A 22341-nucleotide genomic window follows, 5' to 3' on the forward strand; every position below is an offset into this window, starting at 1 on the left:
AGGGGGTGCCCCCAGCGGCGTTGTCGTCGGTCGCCGACTCCCCGACGCTCGAATGGGGCTCGCGCGGGGGCCCCATCGCGTCGCCCGCAGCGGCAGCGGCTGATGTCATGGTCTCCTCCGCCTTGCGGCTGCACACACCAGAGCCCGCTCGGGTCGGCCGGTCCGCACCGTTCGTCACGGCCGGCCTGATCCGAACGACACCCCCTGGCTAGGCCTTCGGCCGCAACTGCGTCAGCGCGGCGCCCGCCAGCACGATCACGGCTCCCACCGGCGTGGACCACCGCAACGACTCCCCGAGGAGCGCCACTCCCGCGGCAGTCGCGATCACCGGAATGAAGTAGGTGACCATCTGTGCGGTCGTAGGGCCGACTTCGGCGACCAGTCCGTACTGGATCAGCACCGCGAGCCCCGTCCCCAGGGCCCCCAGAGCGGCGATCGCGAGCAGCGGCACCAGGGACACATGCGTCGGGAAACCGGCGAACAGCGGTGTCACCACAGCCAGCTGGGCCGTCGCCAGGAGCAGCTGCGCGCCGGTCATGGAGAGGTGTGAGTTGCCCGTCCCCGCCAGCGTCCGCCGCACATAGATCCAGCCGATCGGATAGCTCAGCGAGGCGAGCAGCGCCATCGCCGTACCCGTGGCGTCCAGGCCGTGGAAGCCCTGCCACGCGCCGAGCACGGTCAGCACCCCGAGGAAGCCCAGGCCGAGGCCGGCCACCCGGACCCGGGTCGGCCGGTCCTCGGAGAGGGCGACCAGGGACAGGGCCATGCCCCACAGGGGCGAGGTCGCGTTGCAGATGCCGGCCAGCGTGGACGGGATCGTCAGCTCCGAGTACGCGAAGAGGGAGAAGGGGAGGGCGTTGAGGAAGAAGGCCGCGACCGCCATGTGGCCCCAGAGACGGGCCCCGCGCGGCAGGCGCTCCCGCTTGACCGCCATCGCCGCGCCCAGCACCGCCGTACCGAACACCAGACGCCCGAGCGTGACCTGGAAGGGCGCGTAGCCCTCCGTTCCTACCTTGATCAACAGGAAGCTGAAGCCCCAGATCAGGGACAGCCCACCGAAGCGGAGCCGCCAGTCGAGGCGGGGGCGGGTCCGGGCGGAGACGGGGGCGGGGGACTGGGTTCGGGATGGGGTCACCGTGCTCATGGACTCAACGATGCTGGAGACAACCTCGTAGCACAATCGAGATTTCTCACCCGGTACCTCTTAGAATCACTTACATGTTGAACTTGGAGCGCCTGCGCACCCTGGACGCCCTCGCCCGGCACGGCTCGGTCAGCGCGGCGGCCGAGGCGCTGCACGTCACGACGTCCGCCGTCTCCCAGCAGCTGGGCAAACTGGAGCGGGAGGTCGGCCAGCAGCTCCTGGCCAAGAACGGCAGGGGCGTGCGGCTCACGGACGCCGGCCGGCTGCTGTCGGAGCACGCGGCGCGGATCCTCTCCCAGGTCGAGCTCGCCGAGTCCGATCTGGAGGCGCATCGCGGGCAGGTCGTCGGCGAGCTACGGCTGTCGGCGTTCCCCACCGCCGCCCGCGGGCTCTTCCCGGCCGCGCTCGGCACGCTGCGGGCCCAGCACCCGGGGCTGCGCGTGCGCTCCAGCGAGCTGGAACCGGAGCAGGGCATCGCCGGTGTCGTGCGCGGCGACCTCGATCTCGCGGTGGTCCTGGACTGGTACAACAAGCCGATGCCACTGCCCGACGGCCTGGTCAAGGCTCCCCTGCTGGACGACCCGGCCGATGTCGCCATGCCGGTGGCGCACCGGCTGGCCGGCCGGGACGAGGTGGACCTCGCCGAGTTCGCCGAGGACGAGTGGATCACCTGGGGCGAGGGCGAGTTCTGCCACGAGTGGCTCATGTTCACGCTGCGGTCCAAGGGCGTCGAGCCGATCGTCGGCCACCGCGCCGGCGAGACTCACACCCAACTCGGCCTGGTCGCCTCGGGGTTGGGCGTGTGCATCGCACCGCTGCTGGGCCGCCACCCGGTGCCCGCCGGCGTGGTTCTGGTCCCGCTGGTCCAGCGCGTGCGCCGGCATGTGTACGTCGTCTGGCGCGCGGACGCCGACCGCAGACCCTCGATCCGTGCGGCGGTCGAGGCGCTGCGGGAGGCGGCTCGGTCGGTGGACTGAGCCCGCTACACGCCGCCCAGCTTCCGGAAGTCCCAGGAGACGATCTTCTCCGGGGTCAGCCGGACCCAGGCGTGCCGGCCGTCGTGCGGCATCTCGTCCAGGCCGAAGTTCTTCCGCGCGAACAGCGTCTCGGCCGTGTCGAGTTCGGCGCACAGCTCGCCGATGCGCGGTGCCTCGCCCACGAACTCCACCCGGCCGGACAGCTCGACCCCGCACAGCTGGTCGTACTCCTCGCCCGAGTCGACCACGACGGCCACGCGCGGATCGCGGCACAGCTGGGTCCAGCGCCGGCTGCGCACCACCGAGTACAGCCACAGCGAAGTGCCGTCCCAGGCGAACCACAGCGCGCTGACATGCGGTGCCCCGCCGGCCGAGACGGTCGCGACCCGGCAGGTGCGCTGGGTGGTCAGGAACTCGTCCAGCTCGCCGGGTGTCATCATGATCTTGCGGCCCCGGCGCTGCTCGGTCGCGGTCATGCGGTCCCCTCTTCTCCCATGTCGTGTCGGCGAACTATCGTGTCCCGGCGATCCTCTGACATCGCGTCAGAAAAGGAAACAGGTATGCCGTCGTACGCACAGCTCAGGGAACTCCTCGACCCCGCGAGCACCGTCCTGCTCACCGTGGAGTGCCAGCAGGGGGTCGTCGGCCCGGACAGCGCGCTGCCCGAACTCGCCCGCGAGGCCCGCTCCTCCGGTGCCTTGCGCAATGTCGCCCGGCTGGTCGCCGCCGCGCACGAGGGCGGGGTCCAGGTGATCCACGCGATCGCCGAGCGCCGCCCGGACGGCCGGGGCGCGAGCCGCAACGCCCGCCTCTTCCGGGCCGCCGAGCGGCTTGCCGTACGGCAGTTGGCGGGCAGCACGGCCGTCCGGGTCGCGCCGCCGATCGAGGTGGCCGAGGAGGACCTCGTCGTACGGCGGCTGCACGGACTGTCCCCGGTCCACGGCACCGAGGTCGACGCGCTGCTGCGCAATCTCGGCTGCCGCACGCTGGTCGTCACCGGGGTCTCCGCCAACGTGGCGATACCCAACGCGGTGTTCGACGCGGTCAACCTCGGCTACACGGTCGTGGTCCCGGCCGACGCCGTCGCCGGGGTGCCCGCCGAGTACACCCCCGCGATGATCCGGCACACCCTCGCGCTGGTCGCGACGATCGCGACCACCGACGAGGTGCTCGGCTGCCTCGAACGGCCGCGCGGACGCGGCTGAGGCGGGTCAGGCCAGGGTGATGTTCCCGCCGGAGACGGCGATGTTCTTGGCGGGCAGCGGCTGGGTCGCCGGACCCTGCTTCACACTGCCGTCCGCGGCGGAGAAGTGGCTCTGGTGGCACGGGCAGACGATCACGCCGTTCGCCACGCTGCCCACCGTGCACCCCTGGTGGGTGCACGTGGCCGAGAACGCCTTGTACGTACCCGCCGTCGGCTGGGTCACGACCACGCCCTGGTCCTTGAAGATCTTGCCGCCCCCCTCCGGGATGTCGGCGGTCTTGGCGAGCGCGGTGCCGCCGCTGTTCCCGGACGCCCCGGAGGACGCGGTCGACCCGCCGGAGCCGGCCGCCCCCGTCGTACCGGTGGTGCCGGTCGACCCGGAGGAACCGGCCCCGCTGCTGCCCGTGCCGGACGAGTTGTCGTCGCTCGAACCGCAGGCGGTCAGCGCGGCGGCGAGCCCCGCCGCTCCGGCCGCCGCCACGACCGTACGGCGGGCCGGGCCGGCTGTGGACTGGGGCGATGCGGTGCTCATGTGAATTTCCCTTCCGCGGGGCTTCTCGTGATCCGTCCAGGGGTACGGCGCTCGGGCACCGCCCGTTCAGACGGGCACCCAGATCCTTGCCGCCGGGGCATGAGAGGGCCGTAAGCCAGAGCTGTCGGCGAGCTGTCGGCCCCGCGCCAGTAACCTGGGGCGATGCTCAAGGAAGTCACCGCGACCCGCTACATCACGCCGCTGCGTGAGGGGGGCTCGCTGCCGGGGCTCGTCGAGGCCGACGACTTCGGGACCTATGTCATCAAGTTCACCGGCGCCGGACAGGGCCGCAAGACCCTGGTCGCCGAGGTGGTGTGCGGCGAACTCGCCCGGCGCCTCGGCTTCCGGATGCCCGGGCTGGTCACCGTCCGGCTGGACTCCGTCCTCGGACTCGGCGAGCCCGAGCAGCAGGTGCAGGAGCTGCTCAGGTCCAGCGGCGGCACCAACCTCGGCATGGACTTCCTCTCCGGCGCGCTCGGCTACGACCCGCTCGCCTTCCCGGTGAGCCCCGAGGAGGCGGGCCGCATCGTCTGGTTCGACGCGCTGATCAACAACGTGGACCGGTCCTGGCGCAACCCCAACCTCCTGGTGCACGGCGGCGAGCTGTGGCTCATCGACCACGGCGCCACGATGATCTGGCACCACAACTGGCCCGCCGCCGAAGCCTCCGCCGCCCGCCCCTACGACGCCTCCGACCACGCCCTCGCCCGGTTCGCGCCGGACGTCGCCGCCGCCGCGGCCGGCCTCGCGCCCCGGATCACCGAGGACCTGCTCGCCGAGGTCACTGCCGAGATCCCCGACGCCTGGCTCGCCGACGAGCCCGGCTTCGACACCCCGGACGACCTGCGCCGGGCCTACGCACGGCCGCTGCTCGCGCGGGCGGCCGTCGTCCACGAACGCATCACCGGCATCGGCTCCGGCTTCGAGGGGACCAAGTGAGCGAGACCCACATCCACATGGCCGGACATGTCACCGAGCGGCACATCACCCGGGCGGGCCAGGGCGGTGACCGGGACGTCTTCGAGTACGCGCTGCTGCGGGTCGTACCGCGCATCGAGCGCGGCGAGTGCATCAACGCGGGCGTGCTCGTCTACAGCCGGGCCAAGGCCTACGTCGGCGCCCGCACCCACCTGGACGAGGCCCGGCTGCTCGCCCTGGACCCCGCGGCCGACGTGACCGGGATCCGGGCCGCGCTCGGCGCGATCGAGCGGCACTGCGCGGGCGGCGCGGAGGCCGGGCAGGCGGCCCGGGACGACGCCGGGCGCCGCTTCCGCTGGCTGATCGCGCCCCGCTCCACCGTCGTCCAGCCCGGTCCGGTGCACACCGGCCTGACCACCGACCCGGCGGCCGAGACGGAGCGCTTGCTGGACCTCTTGGTGAGGTAATGGATCACATGCACCCGTGTGCCGTTGACACCGGGTGCCAGGGCTTCTAGCGTCACCTGTGCTGAAGGTACTAAGCGGTCGCTCACCGCATAAGGGGCTCTCTCACCGAAGGCCCCGCAAGGTTCTCTCAAGGGCGAGGAGAAGCAATGTCCACCACTGAACAGCGGGTCGCGGTCGTCACCGGCGCGGCACGCGGCATCGGCGCCGCCACCGCCGTACGGCTGGCCGCCGAAGGCCGCGCCGTCGCCGTGATCGACCTCGACGAGGCCGCCTGCAAGGACACTGTCGAGAAGATCACCGCCGTCGGCGGCAAGGCGATCGCGGTCGGCGCGGACGTCTCCGACGAGGCGCAGGTCGAGGCGGCCGTCGCCCGGATCGTCGAGGAGCTGGGCGCCCCGACGATCCTGGTCAACAACGCGGGCGTGCTCCGTGACAACCTGCTGTTCAAGATGAGCGTCTCCGACTGGGACACCGTCATGAACGTCCACCTTCGCGGCTCCTTCCTGATGACCAAGGCCGTCCAGAAGCACATGGTCGACGCCGGCTTCGGCCGCGTGGTCAACCTCTCCTCCTCCTCGGCGCTCGGCAACCGCGGCCAGGCCAACTACTCCGCCGCCAAGGCCGGCCTGCAGGGCTTCACCAAGACCCTCGCCATCGAGCTCGGCAAGTTCGGCATCACCGCCAACGCCGTCGCCCCCGGCTTCATCGCCACCGAGATGACCAAGGCCACCGCCGACCGCGTCAACATGGACTTCGAGGACTTCAAGAAGGCCGCCGCGGGCGCGATCCCCGTGCAGCGCGTCGGCGAGCCCGAGGACATCGCCAACGCCATCGCCTTCTTCACCGGCGAGGCCGCCGGCTTCGTCTCCGGCCAGGTGCTGTACGTCGCCGGCGGACCGCTCGACTAGGGAATCCTGGGGAAACACCGACATGACTGAACTTCCGGAGCTGTCCGGCAAGGTCGCCCTCGTCACCGGCGCGAGCCGCGGCATCGGCTACGGCGTCGCCGAGGCGCTGGTCGCCCGCGGTGACCGCGTGTGCATCACCGGCCGCAACGAGGATGCCCTGAAGGAGGCCGTCGAGCTGCTCGGCGCCGAGCGGGTCATCGGCGTCGCCGGCAAGGCGCACGACCTCGACCACCAGACCGAGGCCGTCGCGCGCACCATGGAGGCCTTCGGACGCGTCGACTTCCTGGTCAACAACGCGGGCACCAACCCGGTCTTCGGGCCCATCGCGGACCTCGACCTGAACGTCGCCCGCAAGGTCTTCGAGACCAACGTGATCTCCGCGCTCGGCTTCGCCCAGAAGACCTGGCACGCCTGGCAGAAGGAGAACGGCGGCTCGATCGTCAACATCGCCTCGGTCGCGGGCCTCGCACCCTCGCCGTTCATCGGCGCCTACGGCGTCAGCAAGGCCGCGATGATCAACCTGACCCAGCAGCTGGCGCACGAGTTCGCGCCGAAGGTACGGGTCAACGCGATCGCCCCGGCCGTCGTCAAGACCAAGTTCGCGCAGGCCCTGTACGAGAACCGGGAGGAGGAGGCGGCCGCCGCCTACCCGCTCGGCCGGCTCGGCGTGCCCTCCGACATCGGCGGGGCCGCGGCCTTCCTCACCTCCGCGCAGTCCGACTGGATCACCGGTCAGACGCTCGTCGTGGACGGCGGAATCTTCCTCAACGCCGGCGTGGGCTGAGCAACCTCCGGGCGCCGATTTTCGGACGGATCGGCGCCCGGAACGCCGTACGGAATCCGCACAGCGAACTGACAACGTCGTCATCGGTTCGTCATCGATTTTTCGATCAAGAACCCTTGTTCCAGGGGTGGTTCAGAGGATCGAACGCTGCGGTATGGTCTGCCGACCCTTGGTACGGCGGATCGAGGAGCGTGCGCGTGTTCTACCGGAACCGATTCCTGCGTTCAGGCGCGGCGATCGCGTCCCTGTCCCTGGCGGCCTGTGGGTGCGGGCTGCTGTCCGACGGCAGCGGTGACGGCAAGGGGCCGATCGTCGTCGGGACCACCAGCGCGCCGAGCACCCTGGACCCGGCCGGCGCCTGGGACGGCTCCTGGGAGCTGTACCGGAACATCTTCCAGACGCTTCTCGCCTATCCCAACGGCGCCACCACCCCCCAGCCCGATGCCGCCAAGAGCTGCTCCTTCACGGACTCCACCAGCCGCACCTACCGCTGTGAGCTGCGCCCGGGCCTGAAGTTCGCCGACGGCGACGCGCTCACCGCCGGTGCCGTCAAGTACTCCATCGACCGCATCCGCACGATCGACGCCCCCGGCGGCCCCGCCGGGCTGCTCGGCAGCCTGGAGCGGGTGCAGGCGCTCGGCGACCGCGAGGTCGTCTTCCACCTCAACCAGCCCGACGCGACCTTCCCGTTCGTGCTGGCCACCCCCGCCATGTCGATCGTCGACCCGAACGACTACCCTGCCCGCTCCCTGCGCAAGGACACCAAGGTCAACGGCTCCGGGCCGTACCAGCTGCGGTCCTACGACGAGGACAAGCAGGCCGTGCTGACGCGCAACGACAACTACGACGGCTTCGCGGAGCGGCAGAACGACGCGGTGACCATCCGCTACTTCCAGGACTCGGCCGGCATGGTCAAGGCCCTGCGGGACAAGCAGATCGACGTCACCTACCGGGGCCTGGCCGCCGACGACATCCTCGCCCTCCAGCAGCACGGGAACGCGAACCTGCAACTGGTCGACGGCGCCGGCACGGACATCAGCTACCTGGTGTTCAACCCCCAGGACCCCTGGGCCAAGGAGCCCGCCGTCCGCAAGGCCGTCGCCCAGATCGTCGACCGGGGCGCCATCGCGCACAAGGTCTACAAGGACACGGTCGACCCGCTGTACTCGATGGTCCCCAAGGGCCTGACCGGTCACGCCACCGGCTTCTTCGACGACTTCGGCGACCCGAGCGTGCCCAAGGCCCGCAAGATCCTCACCGACGCGGGCATCCACCAGCCCGTCCCGCTCACTTTTTGGTACACCACCGACCGCTACGGCTCCGAGACGGCCCTGATGTTCCAGGAGCTGAAGCGGCAGCTGGAGTCCTCCGGGCTGTTCACCATCACGCTGAAGAGCCGCCCCTGGAAGACCTACGTGGTCGGATACCAGAAGGGCGAGTACCCGGTGTTCGGCCGCGGCTGGTTCCCGGACTTCCCCGACGCCGACAACTTCATCGCCCCCTTCGTCGGCGACCACAACGCCCTCGGCACGCCCTACCCGTCCAAGGAGATCACCGACAAGCTGCTGCCGCACTCGCGTGCCCAGAGCGACCGCGCCCAGACGGTCAAGGACATGGAGGCGGCCCAGCAGATCCTCGTGGACGACGCCCGGCTGATCCCGCTGTGGCAGGGCCGGCAGTACGTCGCGGCCAGCGAGGACATCTCCGGCGGCGAGCAGGCCCTCGACCCGTCGACGATCATGATGATGTGGACGCTGCACCGCAAGACCAGCTGGTGAAGCGGGCTTCGGGTGCCGGTTGTCAGTGGTCGCCTGTAGGTTCTGGGACCAGGAAGTGACCGCACGCCGTAGTTGATAGACATCGTGAGGACGTTGACGTGACCGACATCGCCATGCTGCCCGAGTCCTGGCGCGGGGTTCTGGGCGACGAACTGCAGCAGCCCTACTTCAAGGAGCTGACCGAGTTCGTCGAGGAGGAGCGGGCGAAGGGCCCCGTCTACCCGCCGCGCGAGGAGGTCTTCGCCGCGCTGGAGGCCACGCCGTACGACAAGGTCAAGGTCCTCGTCCTGGGCCAGGACCCGTATCACGGCGAGGGCCAGGGCCACGGCCTGTGCTTCTCGGTCCGTCCGGGCGTGAAGACCCCGCCGTCGCTGCGCAACATCTACAAGGAGATGAATGCGGAGCTGGGCCTGCCGGTCCCGGACAACGGCTATCTGATGCCCTGGGCCCAGCAGGGTGTGCTGCTGCTCAACGCGGTCCTCACCGTCCGGCAGGGTGAGGCGAACTCGCACAAGGGCAAGGGCTGGGAGAAGTTCACGGACGCGGTCATCCGCGCGGTCGCCGACCGCCCCGACCCGGCGGTCTTCGTCCTGTGGGGCAACTATGCGCAGAAGAAGCTCCCGCTGATCGACGAGAAGCGGCATGTGGTGGTCAAGGGCGCGCACCCCTCGCCGCTGTCCGCGAAGAAGTTCTTCGGCTCCCGCCCGTTCACGCAGATCAACGAGGGGATCGCGCGGCAGGGCCACGAGCCGGTCGACTGGACCATCCCGAACCTGAAGGGCTGACGGCCGCGTGGGCGGCCCCGTGTCGTACGGGGCCGCCTGCCCGGGATTGCCGGTGCCGCCGGTTAGCGTCGGGACCGGACACTGGCACCAGTACCCGGAGGACGCGGTGGCGGAGCGGCAGGAGCAGGTGGCACGGGATGACGTGCTGACGCGGATCGGCCAGGTCGTGATGCTGCACCATGCCGGTGACCGGGAGGAGGCCCGCAGCCGCCTTCTCGATCTGTGGGCCGAGGTCCAGGAGGCGGGGGATCCGCTGCACCGGTGCACGCTGGCCCACTACCTGGCCGACACGCAGGATGATCCGGCGGACGAACTCGCCTGGGATCTGCGGGCGTTGTCGGCGGCGGAAGAGCTTGCCGACGGGCCTGGTGGTTTCCTTCCGTCGCTGCATCTCAATCTGGCCGCGGACTATGTGAAGCTCGATCGCGCCGAGGCCGCCCGCAGCCATTTGCGCTCCGCTCTGCGGGCCGCGGGTTCCCTGGCCGACGACGAGTACGGCAAGGGGGTGCGGGCCGCCATCCGGCGACTGGAGTTGCAGCTGGGGGAGTAGCGCTTCGCCTGAGCGGCGCTCGTCAGTGGCCGTACGTCTGCTCGCAGATCTCCGACTCCGGGCTGTCGCTCTTCCAGCCGCCGTACCTTCTGCCCAGGGCGCAGACGTCCGGGGCCTTGGGGACCGGGTTCGGCAGGGCCGGGGCGGCGGTGTGCGGGTGGCGGTGGTGGCGCTCGTGGTGGTGCGGGTGTGCGGGCGTGGCTGCCCGGGGCCGGGTCGGGGCGGCCGGAGGGGCCTCGGTCCGGTGCGTGGAGACCGGCGGCTTCGTGTCCTTCGGGCGGTCGGACGAGCCGACCATCTCCAGGGCCTGCTGCGCCGGTGCCTGGACCGCTCGGGGCTCCGTGCTGCCCTCCGGCCGGGGTGCCGTCGGCAGAGTGGGGGCCGTGTCCGGCGGCGGTGCCGGCGTCGCCGGGCGCTGAACCGTCATACAGCCGGAGAGGGCGGAGACGGCCACGGTGACCAGGAGCGCTGCGGTGGTGGTCGTTCGATGCACCCGGGCAACTCTGCTGGATCGGCGCCCGAGTTGGCACCGGGGAGCCCGGGTCGATGCCCCCGCACGGGTGATCTCGTGCCCCGTTCGGAGGGCTCCGGTGTGCCGGAGGTGACGTTCAGTCGCCGGTGGCGCCGTCGATCCGTTCGCGGATGAGGTCGGCGTGGCCGTTGTGCCGGGCGTACTCCTCGATCATGTGGGTGTAGATCCAGCGCAGGTTGAACGGCCTGTCCGTGAACCTGCTCTTCCCCTGGGACAGATCGTCGAGCGCGAAGCCGGCCGCGTTGCGCCGGGCGATCCCGATCTCCGTCTGCCAGGTCGCGTACGCCTCCTGCCAGGTGTCGGTCCCGGTGACATGGAAGTCGCCGTCGTGGTCCTCTTCGGTGTAGTAGATCGGGCCCGGGTCGTCGCCCGTCAGCACCTTGCGGAACCAGGCCCGTTCCACCTCCGCCATGTGGCGTACCAGCCCCATGAGGGACAGTTCGGAGGGCGGCACGGACGCGGTGCGCAGCTGCTCGTCGGTCAGCCCCTCGCACTTGGCGGCCAGCGTCTGGCGGTGGTAGTCCAGCCAGCCGTCCAGCATGGCGCGTTCACCGGCGTCCTGGTCAGGCTCTCTGCGTTCGGTCGTCATGCCCCGTATCCTCGCCTGGTTTCATGCCTTCCCACCAGGGATTTTCCGGTCCCCGCCCTGGGCTTTCACCGGCCCAGCAGGCCCGTCAGCAGTTCGCGCAGACCCATGCGGATCTCCGCCAGGCCGGGCTCCTCGGCGCCGAACGAGCCCGCCGCGCACGAGAACATCAGCCCGTCCGCCCAGGCGACGAGGGACAGGACGTGCCGGGCCGGGTCGGGGGAGCCCGCGGCGGTGAGCAGGGCGGCCAGCTGCTCCTTGAAGACGGCACCCGTGCGGTCGTAGAAGGCGCGCAGTTCGGGGCGGCGGGTGGCCTCCAGGGCGAGTTCGTAGCGGGCGATCAGCAGCGCCCGGCCCTGGGTCAGCGACCGGTGCACCGCGAGGGCCAGCCCGTCGGCCAGCGCGTCGAGTCCGGCGCCCGGCTGAGGCATCTCCGCCAGGGACAGCACCCGGGCCTCGCGCTCGGCGTGCCGCCGAACCGCGAGTTCCAGCAGCGCCTGCCGGGTGCGGGCGACGTTCGACGTCGAGCCGAGCGGCAGCCCGGCCGCCTCGTCCACCGCCCGGTGCGTCAGCCCGCGCATCCCGCGCTCGGCGAGCAGGGCGAGGGCCGCGTCGGCGACGCGATCGGCGCGGGAGAGGTGCGGGGTGCGTACGGACATGAGGTGACCCTATCCGGCTCACTACGGCCGTAGTACGGTGGACGCTAACTACACTTGTAGTGAACCTTCTGGAGGAGTCATGGCACAGCCGGCACGCGCCCTCGTCATCGGCGGCGGAATCGGAGGCCTGGCCGCGGCGGCCGCCCTGCACGGCAGGGGCTGGGACGTGACCGTGCTGGAGCGGGCCCGCTCGCTGGAACCGGTCGGCGCGGCCATCTCGCTCGCCCCGAACGCCCTGCGCGCCCTGGACGTGCTCGGCATCGGCGACGAGATCCGCGACCTCGCCGCCTGGCAGGGCGACGGTGGCCTGCGCACTCCGGGCGGGCGCTGGCTGTCCCGGGCCGACGCCGAGGCCGCAGCCGCCCGCTTCGGCGGTCCGGTGGTCCTGCTGCCCCGGGCCACCCTGGTCGGCCGGCTCGCCGCCCTGCTCCCGCCGGGCGTCGTACGCACCGCGTCCGCCGCCACCCTCGTCGAACCCGGCGACAGCCGGCGGCCTGCCCGGGTGAGCACCGGGACGCAGGAGCTGGAGGCCGAGCTGGTGGTCGGCGCGGACGGCATCAACTCCCGTGTCCGCACTGCCCTGTTCCCGCGCCACCCCGGCCCGGTGTACGCCGGGTTCACCACCTGGCGGGTCATGATCCCGGTCCCCGGCGCGCAGTTCGCCTCGCATGAGACCTGGGGCCGAGGCCGGATCTGGGGCACGCACCCGCTCAAGGACGGCCGCGTGTACGCGTACGCGGCGGCCGTGACGCCCGCCGGTGGACGGGCGCCCGACGACGAGAAGGCCGAACTCCTGCGTCTGTTCGGCGACTGGCACGATCCCATCCCCGCCGTCCTCGCCGCCACCCGCCCCGAGGACGTGCTCCGGCACGACGTGCACCACATCACCACGCCCCTGCCGGCCTACCACTCGGGCCGGGTCGCCCTGCTCGGCGACGCCGCCCACGCCATGCCGCCGACCCTCGGCCAGGGCGGCAACCAGGCCGTCGAGGACGCCGTCGTCCTCGGGCACCGTGCCGACGACCTGCCCGCCTACACCGCCGCCCGCCTCCCGCGCACCACCGCGATCGCCCGCCAGGCCGTCAAGGTCGCCCGCGTGAACATGGCCGAAAGCCGCGCCGCCGTCGCCGTACGCAACACCGTGATCACGGCCCTGTCGAAGACGGGACCCGCGCTCTTCCTGCGCGGCTTCGACGGCATCGCCGACTGGCGGCCGCCGTATGCTGCCGGAGAGACGGTCAAGCGGTAGGGGAGCGCACGTGAAGGTCGGCTGCATCGGACTCGGGGACATCGCGCAGAAGGCGTACCTGCCGGTGCTGGCCACCCAGCCCGGGATCGATCTCCACCTCCAGACCCGGACGTCCACCACCCTCGACCGGGTGGCGGACAGCCTGCACCTGCCGGCCGGGCGGCGGCACACCACGCTCGACTCCCTGCTCGCCGCAGGCCTCGACGCGGCCTTCGTGCACGCGCCGACCGCTGTCCATCCCGAGATCGTCACCCGGCTGCTGGAGGCGGGCGTACCGACGTACGTCGACAAGCCGCTCGCGTACGAACTCGCCGACTCCGAACGGCTGGTGGGCCTCGCCGAGGACCGCGGGACCTCCCTCTTCGTGGGCTTCAACCGCCGCTACGCCCCCGGGTACGCGCTGTGCCGGGACCATCCGCGCGAGCTGATCCTCATGCAGAAGAACCGGATCGGGCTGCCCGAGGAACCGCGCACGATGATCCTGGACGACTTCATCCATGTCGTCGACACCCTGCGCTTCCTGGTGCCGGGCCCGGTCGACGACGTGACGGTGCGTGCCCGCACCGAGGGCGGACTGGTGCACCACGTGGTGCTCCAGCTCGCCGGGGACGGCTTCACCGCGCTCGGCGTGATGAACCGGCTCAGCGGCTCCACCGAGGAGATCCTGGAGGTCTCCGGGCAGGACACCAAGCGCCAGGTGCTCAACCTCGCCGAGGTGATCGACCACAAGGGCCAGCCGACCGTGCGCCGGCGCGGCGACTGGGTGCCGGTGGCCCGGCAGCGCGGCATCGAGCAGGCGGTCCTCGCCTTCCTCGACGCCGTGCGCGCCGGAAAGGTGCTCAGCGCCCGGGACGCGCTGGCCACCCATGAACTGTGCGAGCGGGTGGTACGAGAGGTGCGGGACCGCTCCGGCGGAGCCTGAGCGTCTTCAGCGCCTCCGCCGCACCGAGCACCGCCAGTACCAGCAGCGCGCCGTCCACCGGCCAGTCGCCGTAGCGGACGTACGGCGTGATGCCGTGCGCCAGCGGTACGCCGTACACCTGGACGGCACTCGCGTCGGTGCCGAGCCACGGTCCGAGCCGCTGCCCGTCCGGCCCGTACACGGCGGAGACACCGGTGAGGGTCGCGTGCACCATCGGGCGGCCGGTCTCGGCGGCCCGCAGCGCGCCCAGCGAGGCATGCTGCTCCGGCGCCCAGCTGCCCTGGAAGGTGGAGGTGGCGGACTGGCTGAGCAGAAGGTCCGCGCCGTCCTCGGCGAGATGCCGGCTCATGTCCGGGAACGCGGTCTCGAAGCAGATCAGCGGGCCGATCCGCAGCCCGTGGCCGACGTTCATCACGACCTGCTCGGTGCCGCGCCTGCGGTCCTCGCCGGCCGCCCTGCCGACCGAGGTGGCCCAGCCCAGCAGCGAGCGGGCCGGTATGTACTCGCCGAAGGGAACCAGCCGCATCTTGTCGTACCGGTCGCCCGTCGGGCCGTTCGGGCCGATCAGCACCGAACTCTTGTAGATGCCGGGCCGGTCGGAACGGCGGGCATCCACGTTGACCAGCACATCGGCGCCGACCGCGCGGGACAGCGCGGTGACCCGCCGGGCCAGATCGGGCCGGTCGCCGAGATCGAAGCCGACGCTGGACTCGCCCCATACGACCAGATCGACGTGCTGCCCCGCGAGCTGCCGGGTCAGCTGCTCCTCGCGGGCGAACCGCCTGTCGCCGCCGTCCATGATCCCCGGCTGTACGACGGCGATCCGCACCCGCCCGTCCACGTGCGGGCGCGGCGCCCATGCCCACGCGGCCGAGGTCGCGGCGGCCGTGGCGACCAGCGAGGCCACGGCCGGCACCCGCGACTCGCGCACCGAGACCAGCACGGCCGCCGCCACGTTCACGACCACGATCAGGAAGCTGAGCAGCCAGCTCCCGCCGACCGAGGCCAGCCGCAGCGCGGGGGAGACCTGCCACTGGCTGGCGCCCAGCATGCCCCACGGCCCGCCGAGGCCCTGCCAGGACCGCACCAGCTCCACCATCAGCCAGGCCGACGGCAGCACCAGCAGCGCGGCGGCACCCCGGCCCGGCGTGGGCCGCCCGCCGAGGAAGCGGCGCACCAGCCAGCCCCACGGCGCCCAGAGCACACCCAGCAGGGCGGCGATCAGGAAGATGAACACGTGCAGGCTCGGCAGCAGCCAGTGATGCACGGCCAGCAGGAAGCCGAAGCCGCCGATCCAGCCGTCGTACGCGGCGCGGCGCCCGCTCGGGGCCGAGCGGGCCAGCAGGATCCAGGGGACCAGGGCGACGTAGGCGAACCACCACAGGGAGGGGGCGGGGAAGGCCAGGACGGGCAGGGCACCGGCGAGGGCGGCGACGGTGGAGCGCCGCCAGGGCGAGGTGAGCCAGTGGTCGATCGTCCTCATGTGGACCCTCCCTACCCTGCCTGCACCTTCAGTGTGCGCTTCGGGAGCGATCTAGGACAGGGGGCCTGGTGCGCCTCCCCCGGCCGACATGTGACGCCACTTCTCCTCGACCGTCACCTGGTGCAGGTGCCAGCCCTCCGGTGTCCTCAGCAGCGCGAAGTCGTACCTGCCGCCGCACACCAGATCCGGTGCCCCGGGAGTGTCGTCGGTCCTGAGGCGCATCGGGTTGAAGTAGTCCGCCCGGACCCGGGCCGTGTCTCCCGTGTCGTGGTCCAGGAGGCCGAAGTGGACCCGGCGGTTGACGATCAGGTGCTGGCGCATGGGGAACAGGGCCAGATTCTCGGCCAGCCAGGCGGCGATCTCGGGGGCGGGGCCCTCGATGCCGCCGGACGAGCGGTAGTCGGCGCGACCGTCCGGGGTGAACAGCCGTCGGTACGCCGCCCAGTCGCCGTCGTCCACCGCCACGGCGTACGCGGTGATCACCTCGTCCACGGCCAGCCGGTCGATCACGGTCGCGAGCTCCGCGCGCTGTGTCATCGGCACAGTGTTGGGCATCGGGGGTGAAGAACCAAGAGGGCGTGCCGGGTTATTCGGTGGTGCGGACCCGGCGTACGGGCGAACCTGTCCCCGTTCACGATCAGTCCGACGACGGATCCCAGGGCACCGAGCCGACGTTCCGTGTCCGCGCCCGCTACACGGATTCCACCGTCACCGTCCATCAGGCCTACCGCCCCGAGATCGGCGGCTCGGCGGCCCGCACCGGACGCTTCCCGCCCTCCTGGAAGCGGGACCGGATGACCGGGGTCATGAAGCCGCGTTCACAGACTCCTTCCGTCTGAGTAGACGCGGGCCGCCTGGTCGAGTACACGATGCCGAGGCCTGCGTTTTCCATGCGCGCGGTAGGTGACGAACGGGCGTCTCGGTTGAGGAGGGTTCCATCGCGCTCAAGGCGCGGCCCGGGGAGCCGTCGGACGTACACCGGGACGCCGCGGGAGGAGGCGAGCGCCGCCGTCCCGAAGCCGACTGCCGCTGGTCGTGGCGCTGATCGAGGGTATGAGCGGCACGGCGCGCCAGGGCTGATGCAGGGGGCCGCCGGCCGATGTGCCGGACGTGGTCGGCAGGCGGACAATGGTGGGATCACCCTGCCGTCTCTTACGACAGGCACATACGGATCCGCGTCTCACGCCCCCGCATCCTGCCCGGACGTCGCGTTCGTACGTGCTGCGCGTGAACAGGGGTGTTCGACCATGGGTGGTAGCAACGGACCGGCTCTTGAGAGCCTGCGAGAAGCGCTGAGGGGACCCGTCCTCGCTCCGGGAGACCCCGGCTATGACGAGGCCCGCAGCATCTACAACGCCATGATCGACCGGCGTCCGGCGGCGATCGCCGGGTGCGTCGACGTGGCGGACGTGCGGACCGTGCTCTCCTTCGCCCAGGACACCGGGCTGGAGCTGGCGGTGCGCGGCGGCGGACACAGCGGTCCGGGGCTGTGCGTGGTCGACGACGCGCTGATGCTCGACCTGACGCCGATGCGCTGGGTGGATGTCGATCCGGAGACGAGGACCGCGCGCGTGGGCGGCGGCAGCCGGCTGGGCGACCTCGACCACGCGACGCACACTTTCGGCCTGGCCACTCCGGCCGGGATCGTGTCGACCACCGGAGTCGGCGGTCTCACCCTCGGTGGCGGGCACGGGTATCTGACCCGCAGGTACGGCCTGACCATCGACAACCTGCTGTCCGCCGACGTGGTCCTCGCCGACGGCACGTTCGTCACCGCGTCGGAGAACGACCACCCGGACCTGTTCTGGGCACTGCGTGGCGGCGGCGGCAACTTCGGCGTGGTCACGTCGTTCACCTTCCGGCTGCACCGCGTGGAAACCGTCGGCGTCGCGGTGACCGTCTGGCCCCTGGACCGTACCCGCGAAGTGCTCCAGTGGTACCGGGAGTTCCTGCCCGCCGCACCTGAGGAGCTCAGCGGTTTCTTCGCCCTGCTGACGGTACCGCCCGAGCCGCCCTTCCCCGAGCCCATCCATGGGCGGAAGGTGTGCGGCGTGGTGTGGTGCTACACAGGGGACCTGGAAGGGGACCGCCTGGAGAGGACGTTCACTGTCGTGAACGCGCCCGGGCCGCCGGTGTTCCACTTCGCCGCCCCCATGCCCTACCTTGCCCTGCAGAGCATGTTCGACGGGCTGATGCCTAAGGGGCTGCAGTGGTACTGGCGCGGCGACCTCTTCGACGCCGTCCCTGACGGCGCCATCGCCGTACACGAGAAGTACGGACACAACCTCCCCACCGGCCTGTCCGTGATGCACCTGTACCCGATCGACGGGGCCACCCGTCGTGTCAACGTCGGTGACACGGCCTGGGCCTACCGGCATGCCACCTGGTCCGGCGTCATCGCGGGCATCGACCCCGAGCCCGCCAACGCCGGCCTGGTCCGCCAGTGGTGCGTGGACTACTGGAGCGATCTGCACCCGTATTCTTTGGGCGGCGCCTACATCAACTTCCTCGGCGAGGAGGAGGGCGCCGACCGGGTCCGGGGTACGTATCGCGGACACTACGACCGGCTTGCAGCGATCAAGCGCACTTACGACCCCGACAACTTCTTCCACGCCAACCAGAACATCCCACCCGCCACCTCGTGAGCGGCCTGACCGCGAGCAGCTGGGCCTGGCGGTGGAGCGCTGGCGAGAACGCCTTCCGGCTGAGCGCATGCTTCGCCTCCACCGCGACAACGCCGAGCAAGTACGCGCCTGGCTACCTGCGGCCGAGGAACCCTCGCCCTGACAGGCCCCCAGGTGACGGGAGACCGTCGAGCGGAGCCGCGCCTGGATGGATGACGCGGGTGAGATCTCGACCGCGACGCCGAAGACCTCCTTGACGGCCCGCTGCGCGTCCTTCGCCACGTCGCGCACACGCGTGGGCGCGGTCGGCCAGGTCCGCTGGTACGGAAGGAGCGCAACAACCGTATGTGCCCCCGACACTTGAGTGCCTGCTGGAGTTTCGTGGGTACCCTGAAGCTGCTGCACACAGGGGGCCTGTTCCCTTACTGAAAAGGTCAAAAGGTCTGTGAGCGCTGCTTGACCTGGGTCATCAAGCCGTGTTCACAACCTTCCCATGCGTGAAGACGATGGCAACGGGCAGGCGGCGCACAGGTCCGGCGAGTCCTCCGAGCTCGGGATGCAGCTGGCATGCAGGGCGCCGCAGAGATACCGACAGCCCGTGCGGGGGTGCGTCGGCGGCGCGAAACTTCTCGCGTGGACGATGACGAGTAGACCGGAGTGGAGCGTCAGGGGCCACGCAGTCTGGTACTTGAGCGAACGGTGTCCCGGCCGGGGCTCGTACTCTTGGGTTTCGCCATCTCGGCTGTCGCCCTGGCAGACGGCATGAAGCGGCAGGGTTTTGGTAGATCACAGCATCAGTCATACTGCGAACACCGCACGGTGCACTCAGCCTTGTTCACTGGACGCGTAGGAGAGTGGGATCTTCATGAGCGCACAGCTGAACTCATCGCACGTTGCAGACCTCGACACAGTGCTCTCGGCTGTACTTGATCTGGGGGCGTGTGGCCTGTCGGAGCTGCGCAACCTCGCCGGCGCCGAGATCGATCGCGCGCTCGCACATGTCATTGCGCAGGCCGACCGCACACCCGCAATCAGCCTTGGAGGGGGTGAAGGCGGCGGCGGCGGGACCGCGGCGCGGTGTGACTGAGCGAGACGGGTGGCCGTGGTGAGGTCCGCAGTTGGTCCGACCGTGCCGACAGCCGCATGAGCGGCGCGCAGCGATGGGCGCCGCACGAGATCGCCGGCGCTGAGATCGATGCCCTTGCGCGTGGCTGCACTGGGGCGGACGTTGCTCTACTTCTGCGGCGGGCCGAGCGTAGCCGTACGCTGCTCATGCTACGAGCTCTGCTGGACGAGGCGGAGCGCTACAAGGGTGTCACTGACCCCCTGCCGCCCCCGAGCGCAGCATGGGAGCTCCTCGATCGCGTTCAGCAGACGTCACCAGCAGACCTGAATGCGGTACTCACCTATCCCTACGTGAGTAACTGGGCAGGGCACGCCCTGCGCCGGCTGCGAGGCCGCGTCAGCGACGCCAGTCCACCGTGGGTACATCTCGGGCATTTGCACAGCGTTGCCGCCGCAGCATCGATCCGTGCCGGGCTGGATGTACGGCTCCGGGTGCCGGTACGAGACGGTTCGGTGGCCCTGCCCTCCCTCGGTCTTGCCCATCTGCCAAGGGTGGCAGCTACTTCGGCGGCCGAGGATACACAGATGCCGGTGGCCGAGGTGTGCACGGCGTCGGGACGCACGGAGATCCGCTGGGGCGAGGCGGTCGTCAGACTGCCAGACAACTTGGCTGACGACGCGCCAGGATGGTCAGGACTCCGTCGGCTTGCCTTTACCTCGGGCCAGCACACGCTCTCCGTGCTGATCGACGACCTCGACCTCTACCGGGGCCTGTACGGCCCCAGCGAACCCGGCCGCATCGAGGCTGCTGAGCTGCGCGCATGGCAACGCGCACTGGAGGAGGCCTGGATGCTCGTCTGCCGCCATCTCCCGCAGCAAGTTGAGGCCATGTCCTCAGTGCTTGACGTCCTCGTACCCGTGCCCGCCCCCGGCAGATTTCAGATCGCGAGCGCTTCGAGCGGGGAGGCCTTCGGCGGGGTAGTCATGTCACGGCCCGAGAGTCCTGCAATGCTCGCCGCCACTCTGGTCCACGAGTCCCAGCACATCCTGCTGGGCGGTCTCCTCCATCTCGTGGCACTTCACGACAACGATCCAGAGCCGCGTTTCTACGCCCCCTGGCGCGACGATCCGCGTCCGGTCGGCGGACTACTGCAGGGCGTTTACGCGTTCTTTGGAGTGACCCGATTTTGGCGCGCTCTGTATCGTGCCCAAGTTGAAGGGCTGCACCGTACCGCCGCATTCGAATTCGCGCGATGGCGCGCCGCGACCTGTCAGGCGCTCGATTCGCTGAACAACGACCGTGCCCTCACCGGAGTAGGAAGACGGGTTCTGAAGCAGATCGAGACCGAACTCAGGCCCTGGCGGGAGGAGTGTGTTCCGGCGGACATCGCAGCAGCCGCCAAGAAGCTGGGAAATGACCACGAGGTCACCTGGCGACTGCATCATCTGCAGCCCGATCTGCGGACAGTGGCCCAGGTGGCGCAGGCCTGGCTCGCCGACACTCGGTCCGGGGCGGGACCCACGCGCGGTCAGGACGGCCTCGGGCCGGACAAACTCGCCTCCGAACCTACCGCCTTTGGGCCGCGCACTCGCGCAGAACTGATCAACTGTCAGGTCAGCGCATCCGATTCGTGTGTCGGATACGCAGAGTTGGAAGCCAAGGCGAGCCCAGCGGACCGGGCCTTCGTCGCTGGTGATTATGCCGATGCCTGGAACGCCTACCGCGCGGAGATCGCCAAGTCTCCGGATTCCCCGACTTCCTGGGTCGGCTTCGCTCTCGCCTGGGCGTCCCTCGCCCCGACTCCCGGAGCTGAGCTGTTGCTCCGGCGTCCGGCCCTTGTGCGCGCAGTGCACCGTCAATTGCATGCTCGGGGCCATCGACCGGAGCCGAACGAAGTTGCCAGCTGGATTGCTACCCAATGGCCGCACGCCATCTCCAGTCACGACTGACCGCGCACAGCTATGGCATAGGAGTAACCGACCTTGGCATTAGTGGTCACCCAACGCACCTCGTCGGACATCTGGCAGTGTGCAGACTGCACCTGGGATTCGACCAGGTCCGGCATCTCCGTACTGAGCAGAGTTGCCTTCACCCTATGTTCAGCAAAGGGGGAGCAGGAAATCCTCAGTCCGTTCTCTCCTTTGATTACCACCCTCAGTTCGTCCGTCACGTGCGGAACTTCCGCGTAACATTTCTCCTCCCGGTCGATGTAAGTAAAGGCCCCACGCAGTGCAACTTCCACGTCGAATGAACAGCGCGTGCGGCCGGAGTCGAGCGAAACCGGTATTCGTACGGCCCCTACTTCGACCACGCGGTCATTCGCGCCGGAACCGTCGACCGGTACTTTCCTGTGGAGCTTCACGAAAGACACGGCCGGGTCGGCATCCACGCCATCGACACACACGCGCCGCACCTGGATGCTTTCCCACTCCGGAGCCCCGGGGACTACTTCGGCAGTCATAGCGAAGGAAATCCATGGCACGAATGCAGAGGTGGGCGATTCGACATCACACGTGATGGACAGGAGAGCGTCTCCGTCGGGACGCACGACAAAGGTGTCATGTCGTCGGCGAAACCGCACGAGCTGGGGCATGTAATCCTCAAGGTTCCGTAGATGCGCCAGTTCTCGCACGTTCTTCCGGATGGAGTCGGCCAGTATCCACAGCGCCACCGCGCCGGAGGCTATGGAGGTCGCGATCAGCACCCAAGTCAGGACGAGGAAGAGTTCCCCCTGCGTTGCTTGGGATCTCAGGCCAACCAGGGTGCCCGCGATGGTGAGCGCTACCGAGAGGACGGCCGAGACAAAGGCGGCGAGTGCCGCACTGACCCCCTCGGACCGATGCGAACCGGCCATCCAGTCCTCCCGCCGAGCCGCGGTTCCCAACCTTTGTCATTCTCTGGGAACCAGCCCTCGTCCTCAAGAGCGCGTAGGAGAAACCCAGTGACGTCAGCGGGCGATCCGCTCACTGAATGCGTATCGGTCTCGGACGACATTTCATCGATCTCACCGGCAGGCCGGGCGGGTTGAGCAGAGCGGGTCAGTCCCTAGTGGCAGTCGTAGTCGACGGAGCCGAGATAAGGACTATGAACACGGCTTGACGCGGATCATCAAGCCTCGTCCACAGACTCCAGGGACATGTTGCGGCACGGCCGCCCCGGGGTGCTGTGTCAGA

Annotated in this window: 24 protein-coding genes; 15 read left to right on the forward strand and 9 right to left on the reverse strand. The window is 70.1% G+C overall.

From position 1 onward, the window contains the following. Positions 1 to 208: 208 nt before the first annotated feature. Entirely contained in the window at positions 209 to 1144 is a 936-nt protein-coding gene (locus LE548_RS22740; RefSeq protein WP_225098785.1) for a DMT family transporter, read from the reverse strand. Positions 1145 to 1218: 74 nt separating this feature from the next. On the opposite strand from LE548_RS22740, the gene LE548_RS22745 reads away from it, so the two are divergent. Continuing rightward, a complete protein-coding gene (locus LE548_RS22745; RefSeq protein ID WP_225098786.1) occupies positions 1219 to 2121 on the forward strand; it encodes a LysR family transcriptional regulator in 903 nt (300 codons plus the stop codon). Positions 2122 to 2126: 5 nt separating this feature from the next. Here the strand turns inward: LE548_RS22745 and LE548_RS22750 are convergent, their stop codons facing one another. After that, complete coding sequence (locus tag LE548_RS22750) at positions 2127 to 2597, reverse strand: pyridoxamine 5'-phosphate oxidase family protein (protein ID WP_225098787.1); 471 nt, start codon at positions 2595 to 2597, stop codon at positions 2127 to 2129. Positions 2598 to 2681: 84 nt separating this feature from the next. Here LE548_RS22750 and LE548_RS22755 point away from each other — a divergent pair, with 84 nt between their 5' ends. Next, positions 2682 to 3326 carry a cysteine hydrolase gene (locus LE548_RS22755; RefSeq protein WP_225098788.1) on the forward strand — a complete coding sequence of 215 codons (645 nt, stop codon included), beginning with the start codon at positions 2682 to 2684 and terminating at the stop codon, positions 3324 to 3326. 6 nt (positions 3327 to 3332) lie between these two features. Here the strand turns inward: LE548_RS22755 and LE548_RS22760 are convergent, their stop codons facing one another. Further along, positions 3333 to 3857, reverse strand: a complete 525-nt coding sequence (locus LE548_RS22760; RefSeq protein WP_225098789.1) for a Rieske (2Fe-2S) protein — start codon at positions 3855 to 3857, stop codon at positions 3333 to 3335. A gap of 162 nt (positions 3858 to 4019) precedes the next feature. On the opposite strand from LE548_RS22760, the gene LE548_RS22765 reads away from it, so the two are divergent. The 7 genes from LE548_RS22765 (at position 4020) to LE548_RS22795 (ending at position 10047) form a co-directional block, all read left to right on the forward strand. Further along, the gene (locus LE548_RS22765) at positions 4020 to 4796 is read left to right on the forward strand and encodes a HipA family kinase (RefSeq protein WP_225098790.1); all 777 of its coding nucleotides are present in this window, start codon (positions 4020 to 4022) and stop codon (positions 4794 to 4796) included. Next, positions 4793 to 5242 (forward strand): DUF3037 domain-containing protein, encoded by a 450-nt coding sequence (locus tag LE548_RS22770; RefSeq protein WP_225098791.1) that lies wholly within the window; start codon positions 4793 to 4795, stop codon positions 5240 to 5242. Before LE548_RS22765 ends, LE548_RS22770 begins: the two co-directional genes overlap by 4 nt. A gap of 146 nt (positions 5243 to 5388) precedes the next feature. Next, complete coding sequence (gene fabG, locus LE548_RS22775) at positions 5389 to 6150, forward strand: 3-oxoacyl-ACP reductase FabG (RefSeq protein WP_225098792.1); 762 nt, start codon at positions 5389 to 5391, stop codon at positions 6148 to 6150. A gap of 22 nt (positions 6151 to 6172) precedes the next feature. Then, positions 6173 to 6934, forward strand: a complete 762-nt coding sequence (locus LE548_RS22780; RefSeq protein ID WP_225098793.1) for an SDR family oxidoreductase — start codon at positions 6173 to 6175, stop codon at positions 6932 to 6934. A gap of 197 nt (positions 6935 to 7131) precedes the next feature. Then, positions 7132 to 8712, forward strand: coding sequence for an ABC transporter substrate-binding protein (locus LE548_RS22785; RefSeq protein ID WP_225098794.1), 1581 nt, complete (start codon positions 7132 to 7134; stop codon positions 8710 to 8712). 98 nt (positions 8713 to 8810) lie between these two features. After that, on the forward strand, positions 8811 to 9497 hold the full coding sequence (gene ung, locus LE548_RS22790) for a uracil-DNA glycosylase (RefSeq protein WP_225098795.1): 687 nt from the start codon (positions 8811 to 8813) through the stop codon (positions 9495 to 9497). Positions 9498 to 9603: 106 nt separating this feature from the next. Then, positions 9604 to 10047, forward strand: coding sequence for a hypothetical protein (locus LE548_RS22795; protein WP_225098796.1), 444 nt, complete (start codon positions 9604 to 9606; stop codon positions 10045 to 10047). A 22-nt stretch (positions 10048 to 10069) separates the two neighbouring features. Here LE548_RS22795 and LE548_RS22800 read toward each other — a convergent pair whose 3' ends face one another. The 3 genes from LE548_RS22800 to LE548_RS22810 all read right to left on the reverse strand — a co-directional run bounded on the left by LE548_RS22800 (position 10070) and on the right by LE548_RS22810 (position 11824). Then, on the reverse strand, positions 10070 to 10540 hold the full coding sequence (locus LE548_RS22800; RefSeq protein WP_225098797.1) for a hypothetical protein: 471 nt from the start codon (positions 10538 to 10540) through the stop codon (positions 10070 to 10072). Between the two features lie 115 nt (positions 10541 to 10655). Beyond that, positions 10656 to 11168, reverse strand: a complete 513-nt coding sequence (locus tag LE548_RS22805) for a DinB family protein (RefSeq protein ID WP_225098798.1) — start codon at positions 11166 to 11168, stop codon at positions 10656 to 10658. A gap of 65 nt (positions 11169 to 11233) precedes the next feature. Continuing rightward, the gene (locus tag LE548_RS22810) at positions 11234 to 11824 is read right to left on the reverse strand and encodes a TetR/AcrR family transcriptional regulator (protein WP_225098799.1); all 591 of its coding nucleotides are present in this window, start codon (positions 11822 to 11824) and stop codon (positions 11234 to 11236) included. A 79-nt stretch (positions 11825 to 11903) separates the two neighbouring features. Between LE548_RS22810 and LE548_RS22815 the strand changes: the two genes are divergently transcribed. After that, positions 11904 to 13073 (forward strand): FAD-dependent monooxygenase, encoded by a 1170-nt coding sequence (locus tag LE548_RS22815; RefSeq protein WP_225098800.1) that lies wholly within the window; start codon positions 11904 to 11906, stop codon positions 13071 to 13073. Between the two features lie 10 nt (positions 13074 to 13083). Further along, positions 13084 to 13995 carry a Gfo/Idh/MocA family protein gene (locus LE548_RS22820; protein WP_225098801.1) on the forward strand — a complete coding sequence of 304 codons (912 nt, stop codon included), beginning with the start codon at positions 13084 to 13086 and terminating at the stop codon, positions 13993 to 13995. Here LE548_RS22820 and lnt read toward each other — a convergent pair. Then, complete coding sequence (gene lnt / locus LE548_RS22825; RefSeq protein ID WP_225098802.1) at positions 13913 to 15478, reverse strand: apolipoprotein N-acyltransferase; 1566 nt, start codon at positions 15476 to 15478, stop codon at positions 13913 to 13915. The two genes, LE548_RS22820 and lnt, sit on opposite strands and share 83 nt — an antisense overlap. A 51-nt stretch (positions 15479 to 15529) precedes the next feature. Next, on the reverse strand, positions 15530 to 16015 hold the full coding sequence (locus LE548_RS22830) for a nuclear transport factor 2 family protein (protein ID WP_225098803.1): 486 nt from the start codon (positions 16013 to 16015) through the stop codon (positions 15530 to 15532). 41 nt (positions 16016 to 16056) lie between these two features. Between LE548_RS22830 and LE548_RS46555 the strand changes: the two genes are divergently transcribed. From LE548_RS46555 to LE548_RS22850, 4 genes are all read left to right on the forward strand, one after another. Continuing rightward, complete coding sequence (locus LE548_RS46555; protein WP_374116159.1) at positions 16057 to 16317, forward strand: DUF4291 family protein; 261 nt, start codon at positions 16057 to 16059, stop codon at positions 16315 to 16317. 408 nt (positions 16318 to 16725) lie between these two features. Then, positions 16726 to 18123 (forward strand): FAD-binding oxidoreductase, encoded by a 1398-nt coding sequence (locus LE548_RS22840; protein ID WP_225098804.1) that lies wholly within the window; start codon positions 16726 to 16728, stop codon positions 18121 to 18123. An 844-nt stretch (positions 18124 to 18967) separates the two neighbouring features. Beyond that, positions 18968 to 19189, forward strand: a complete 222-nt coding sequence (locus LE548_RS22845; protein WP_225098805.1) for a hypothetical protein — start codon at positions 18968 to 18970, stop codon at positions 19187 to 19189. Between the two features lie 56 nt (positions 19190 to 19245). Beyond that, positions 19246 to 21117, forward strand: a complete 1872-nt coding sequence (locus LE548_RS22850; protein ID WP_225098806.1) for an HEXXH motif domain-containing protein — start codon at positions 19246 to 19248, stop codon at positions 21115 to 21117. On the opposite strand, the gene LE548_RS22855 is transcribed toward LE548_RS22850, so the two are convergent. Beyond that, positions 21108 to 22022 carry a hypothetical protein gene (locus tag LE548_RS22855; protein ID WP_225098807.1) on the reverse strand — a complete coding sequence of 305 codons (915 nt, stop codon included), beginning with the start codon at positions 22020 to 22022 and terminating at the stop codon, positions 21108 to 21110. The genes LE548_RS22850 and LE548_RS22855 overlap by 10 nt on opposite strands. Positions 22023 to 22341: the final 319 nt, after the last annotated feature.

The organism is Streptomyces sp. CoH27, assembly GCF_020181035.1.
In the GTDB taxonomy this organism is placed as follows: Bacteria; Actinomycetota; Actinomycetes; order Streptomycetales; family Streptomycetaceae; genus Streptomyces; species Streptomyces camelliae.

Bases quoted from the DNA above. Each gene is read 5' to 3' on its own strand.
- LE548_RS22740 (WP_225098785.1), bottom strand. From the start codon at position 1,144: ATGAGCACGGTGACCCCATCCCGAACCCAGTCCCCCGCCCCCGTCTCC.
- LE548_RS22745 (WP_225098786.1), top strand. From the start codon at position 1,219: ATGTTGAACTTGGAGCGCCTGCGCACCCTGGACGCCCTCGCCCGGCAC.
- LE548_RS22750 (WP_225098787.1), bottom strand. From the start codon at position 2,597: ATGACCGCGACCGAGCAGCGCCGGGGCCGCAAGATCATGATGACACCC.
- LE548_RS22755 (WP_225098788.1), top strand. From the start codon at position 2,682: ATGCCGTCGTACGCACAGCTCAGGGAACTCCTCGACCCCGCGAGCACC.
- LE548_RS22760 (WP_225098789.1), bottom strand. From the start codon at position 3,857: ATGAGCACCGCATCGCCCCAGTCCACAGCCGGCCCGGCCCGCCGTACG.
- LE548_RS22765 (WP_225098790.1), top strand. From the start codon at position 4,020: ATGCTCAAGGAAGTCACCGCGACCCGCTACATCACGCCGCTGCGTGAG.
- fabG (WP_225098792.1), top strand. From the start codon at position 5,389: ATGTCCACCACTGAACAGCGGGTCGCGGTCGTCACCGGCGCGGCACGC.
- LE548_RS22780 (WP_225098793.1), top strand. From the start codon at position 6,173: ATGACTGAACTTCCGGAGCTGTCCGGCAAGGTCGCCCTCGTCACCGGC.
- LE548_RS22805 (WP_225098798.1), bottom strand. From the start codon at position 11,168: ATGACGACCGAACGCAGAGAGCCTGACCAGGACGCCGGTGAACGCGCC.
- LE548_RS22810 (WP_225098799.1), bottom strand. From the start codon at position 11,824: ATGTCCGTACGCACCCCGCACCTCTCCCGCGCCGATCGCGTCGCCGAC.
- LE548_RS22815 (WP_225098800.1), top strand. From the start codon at position 11,904: ATGGCACAGCCGGCACGCGCCCTCGTCATCGGCGGCGGAATCGGAGGC.
- lnt (WP_225098802.1), bottom strand. From the start codon at position 15,478: ATGAGGACGATCGACCACTGGCTCACCTCGCCCTGGCGGCGCTCCACC.
- LE548_RS22830 (WP_225098803.1), bottom strand. From the start codon at position 16,015: ATGACACAGCGCGCGGAGCTCGCGACCGTGATCGACCGGCTGGCCGTG.
- LE548_RS22840 (WP_225098804.1), top strand. From the start codon at position 16,726: ATGGGTGGTAGCAACGGACCGGCTCTTGAGAGCCTGCGAGAAGCGCTG.
- LE548_RS22845 (WP_225098805.1), top strand. From the start codon at position 18,968: ATGAGCGCACAGCTGAACTCATCGCACGTTGCAGACCTCGACACAGTG.
- LE548_RS22850 (WP_225098806.1), top strand. From the start codon at position 19,246: ATGAGCGGCGCGCAGCGATGGGCGCCGCACGAGATCGCCGGCGCTGAG.
- LE548_RS22855 (WP_225098807.1), bottom strand. From the start codon at position 22,022: ATGGCCGGTTCGCATCGGTCCGAGGGGGTCAGTGCGGCACTCGCCGCC.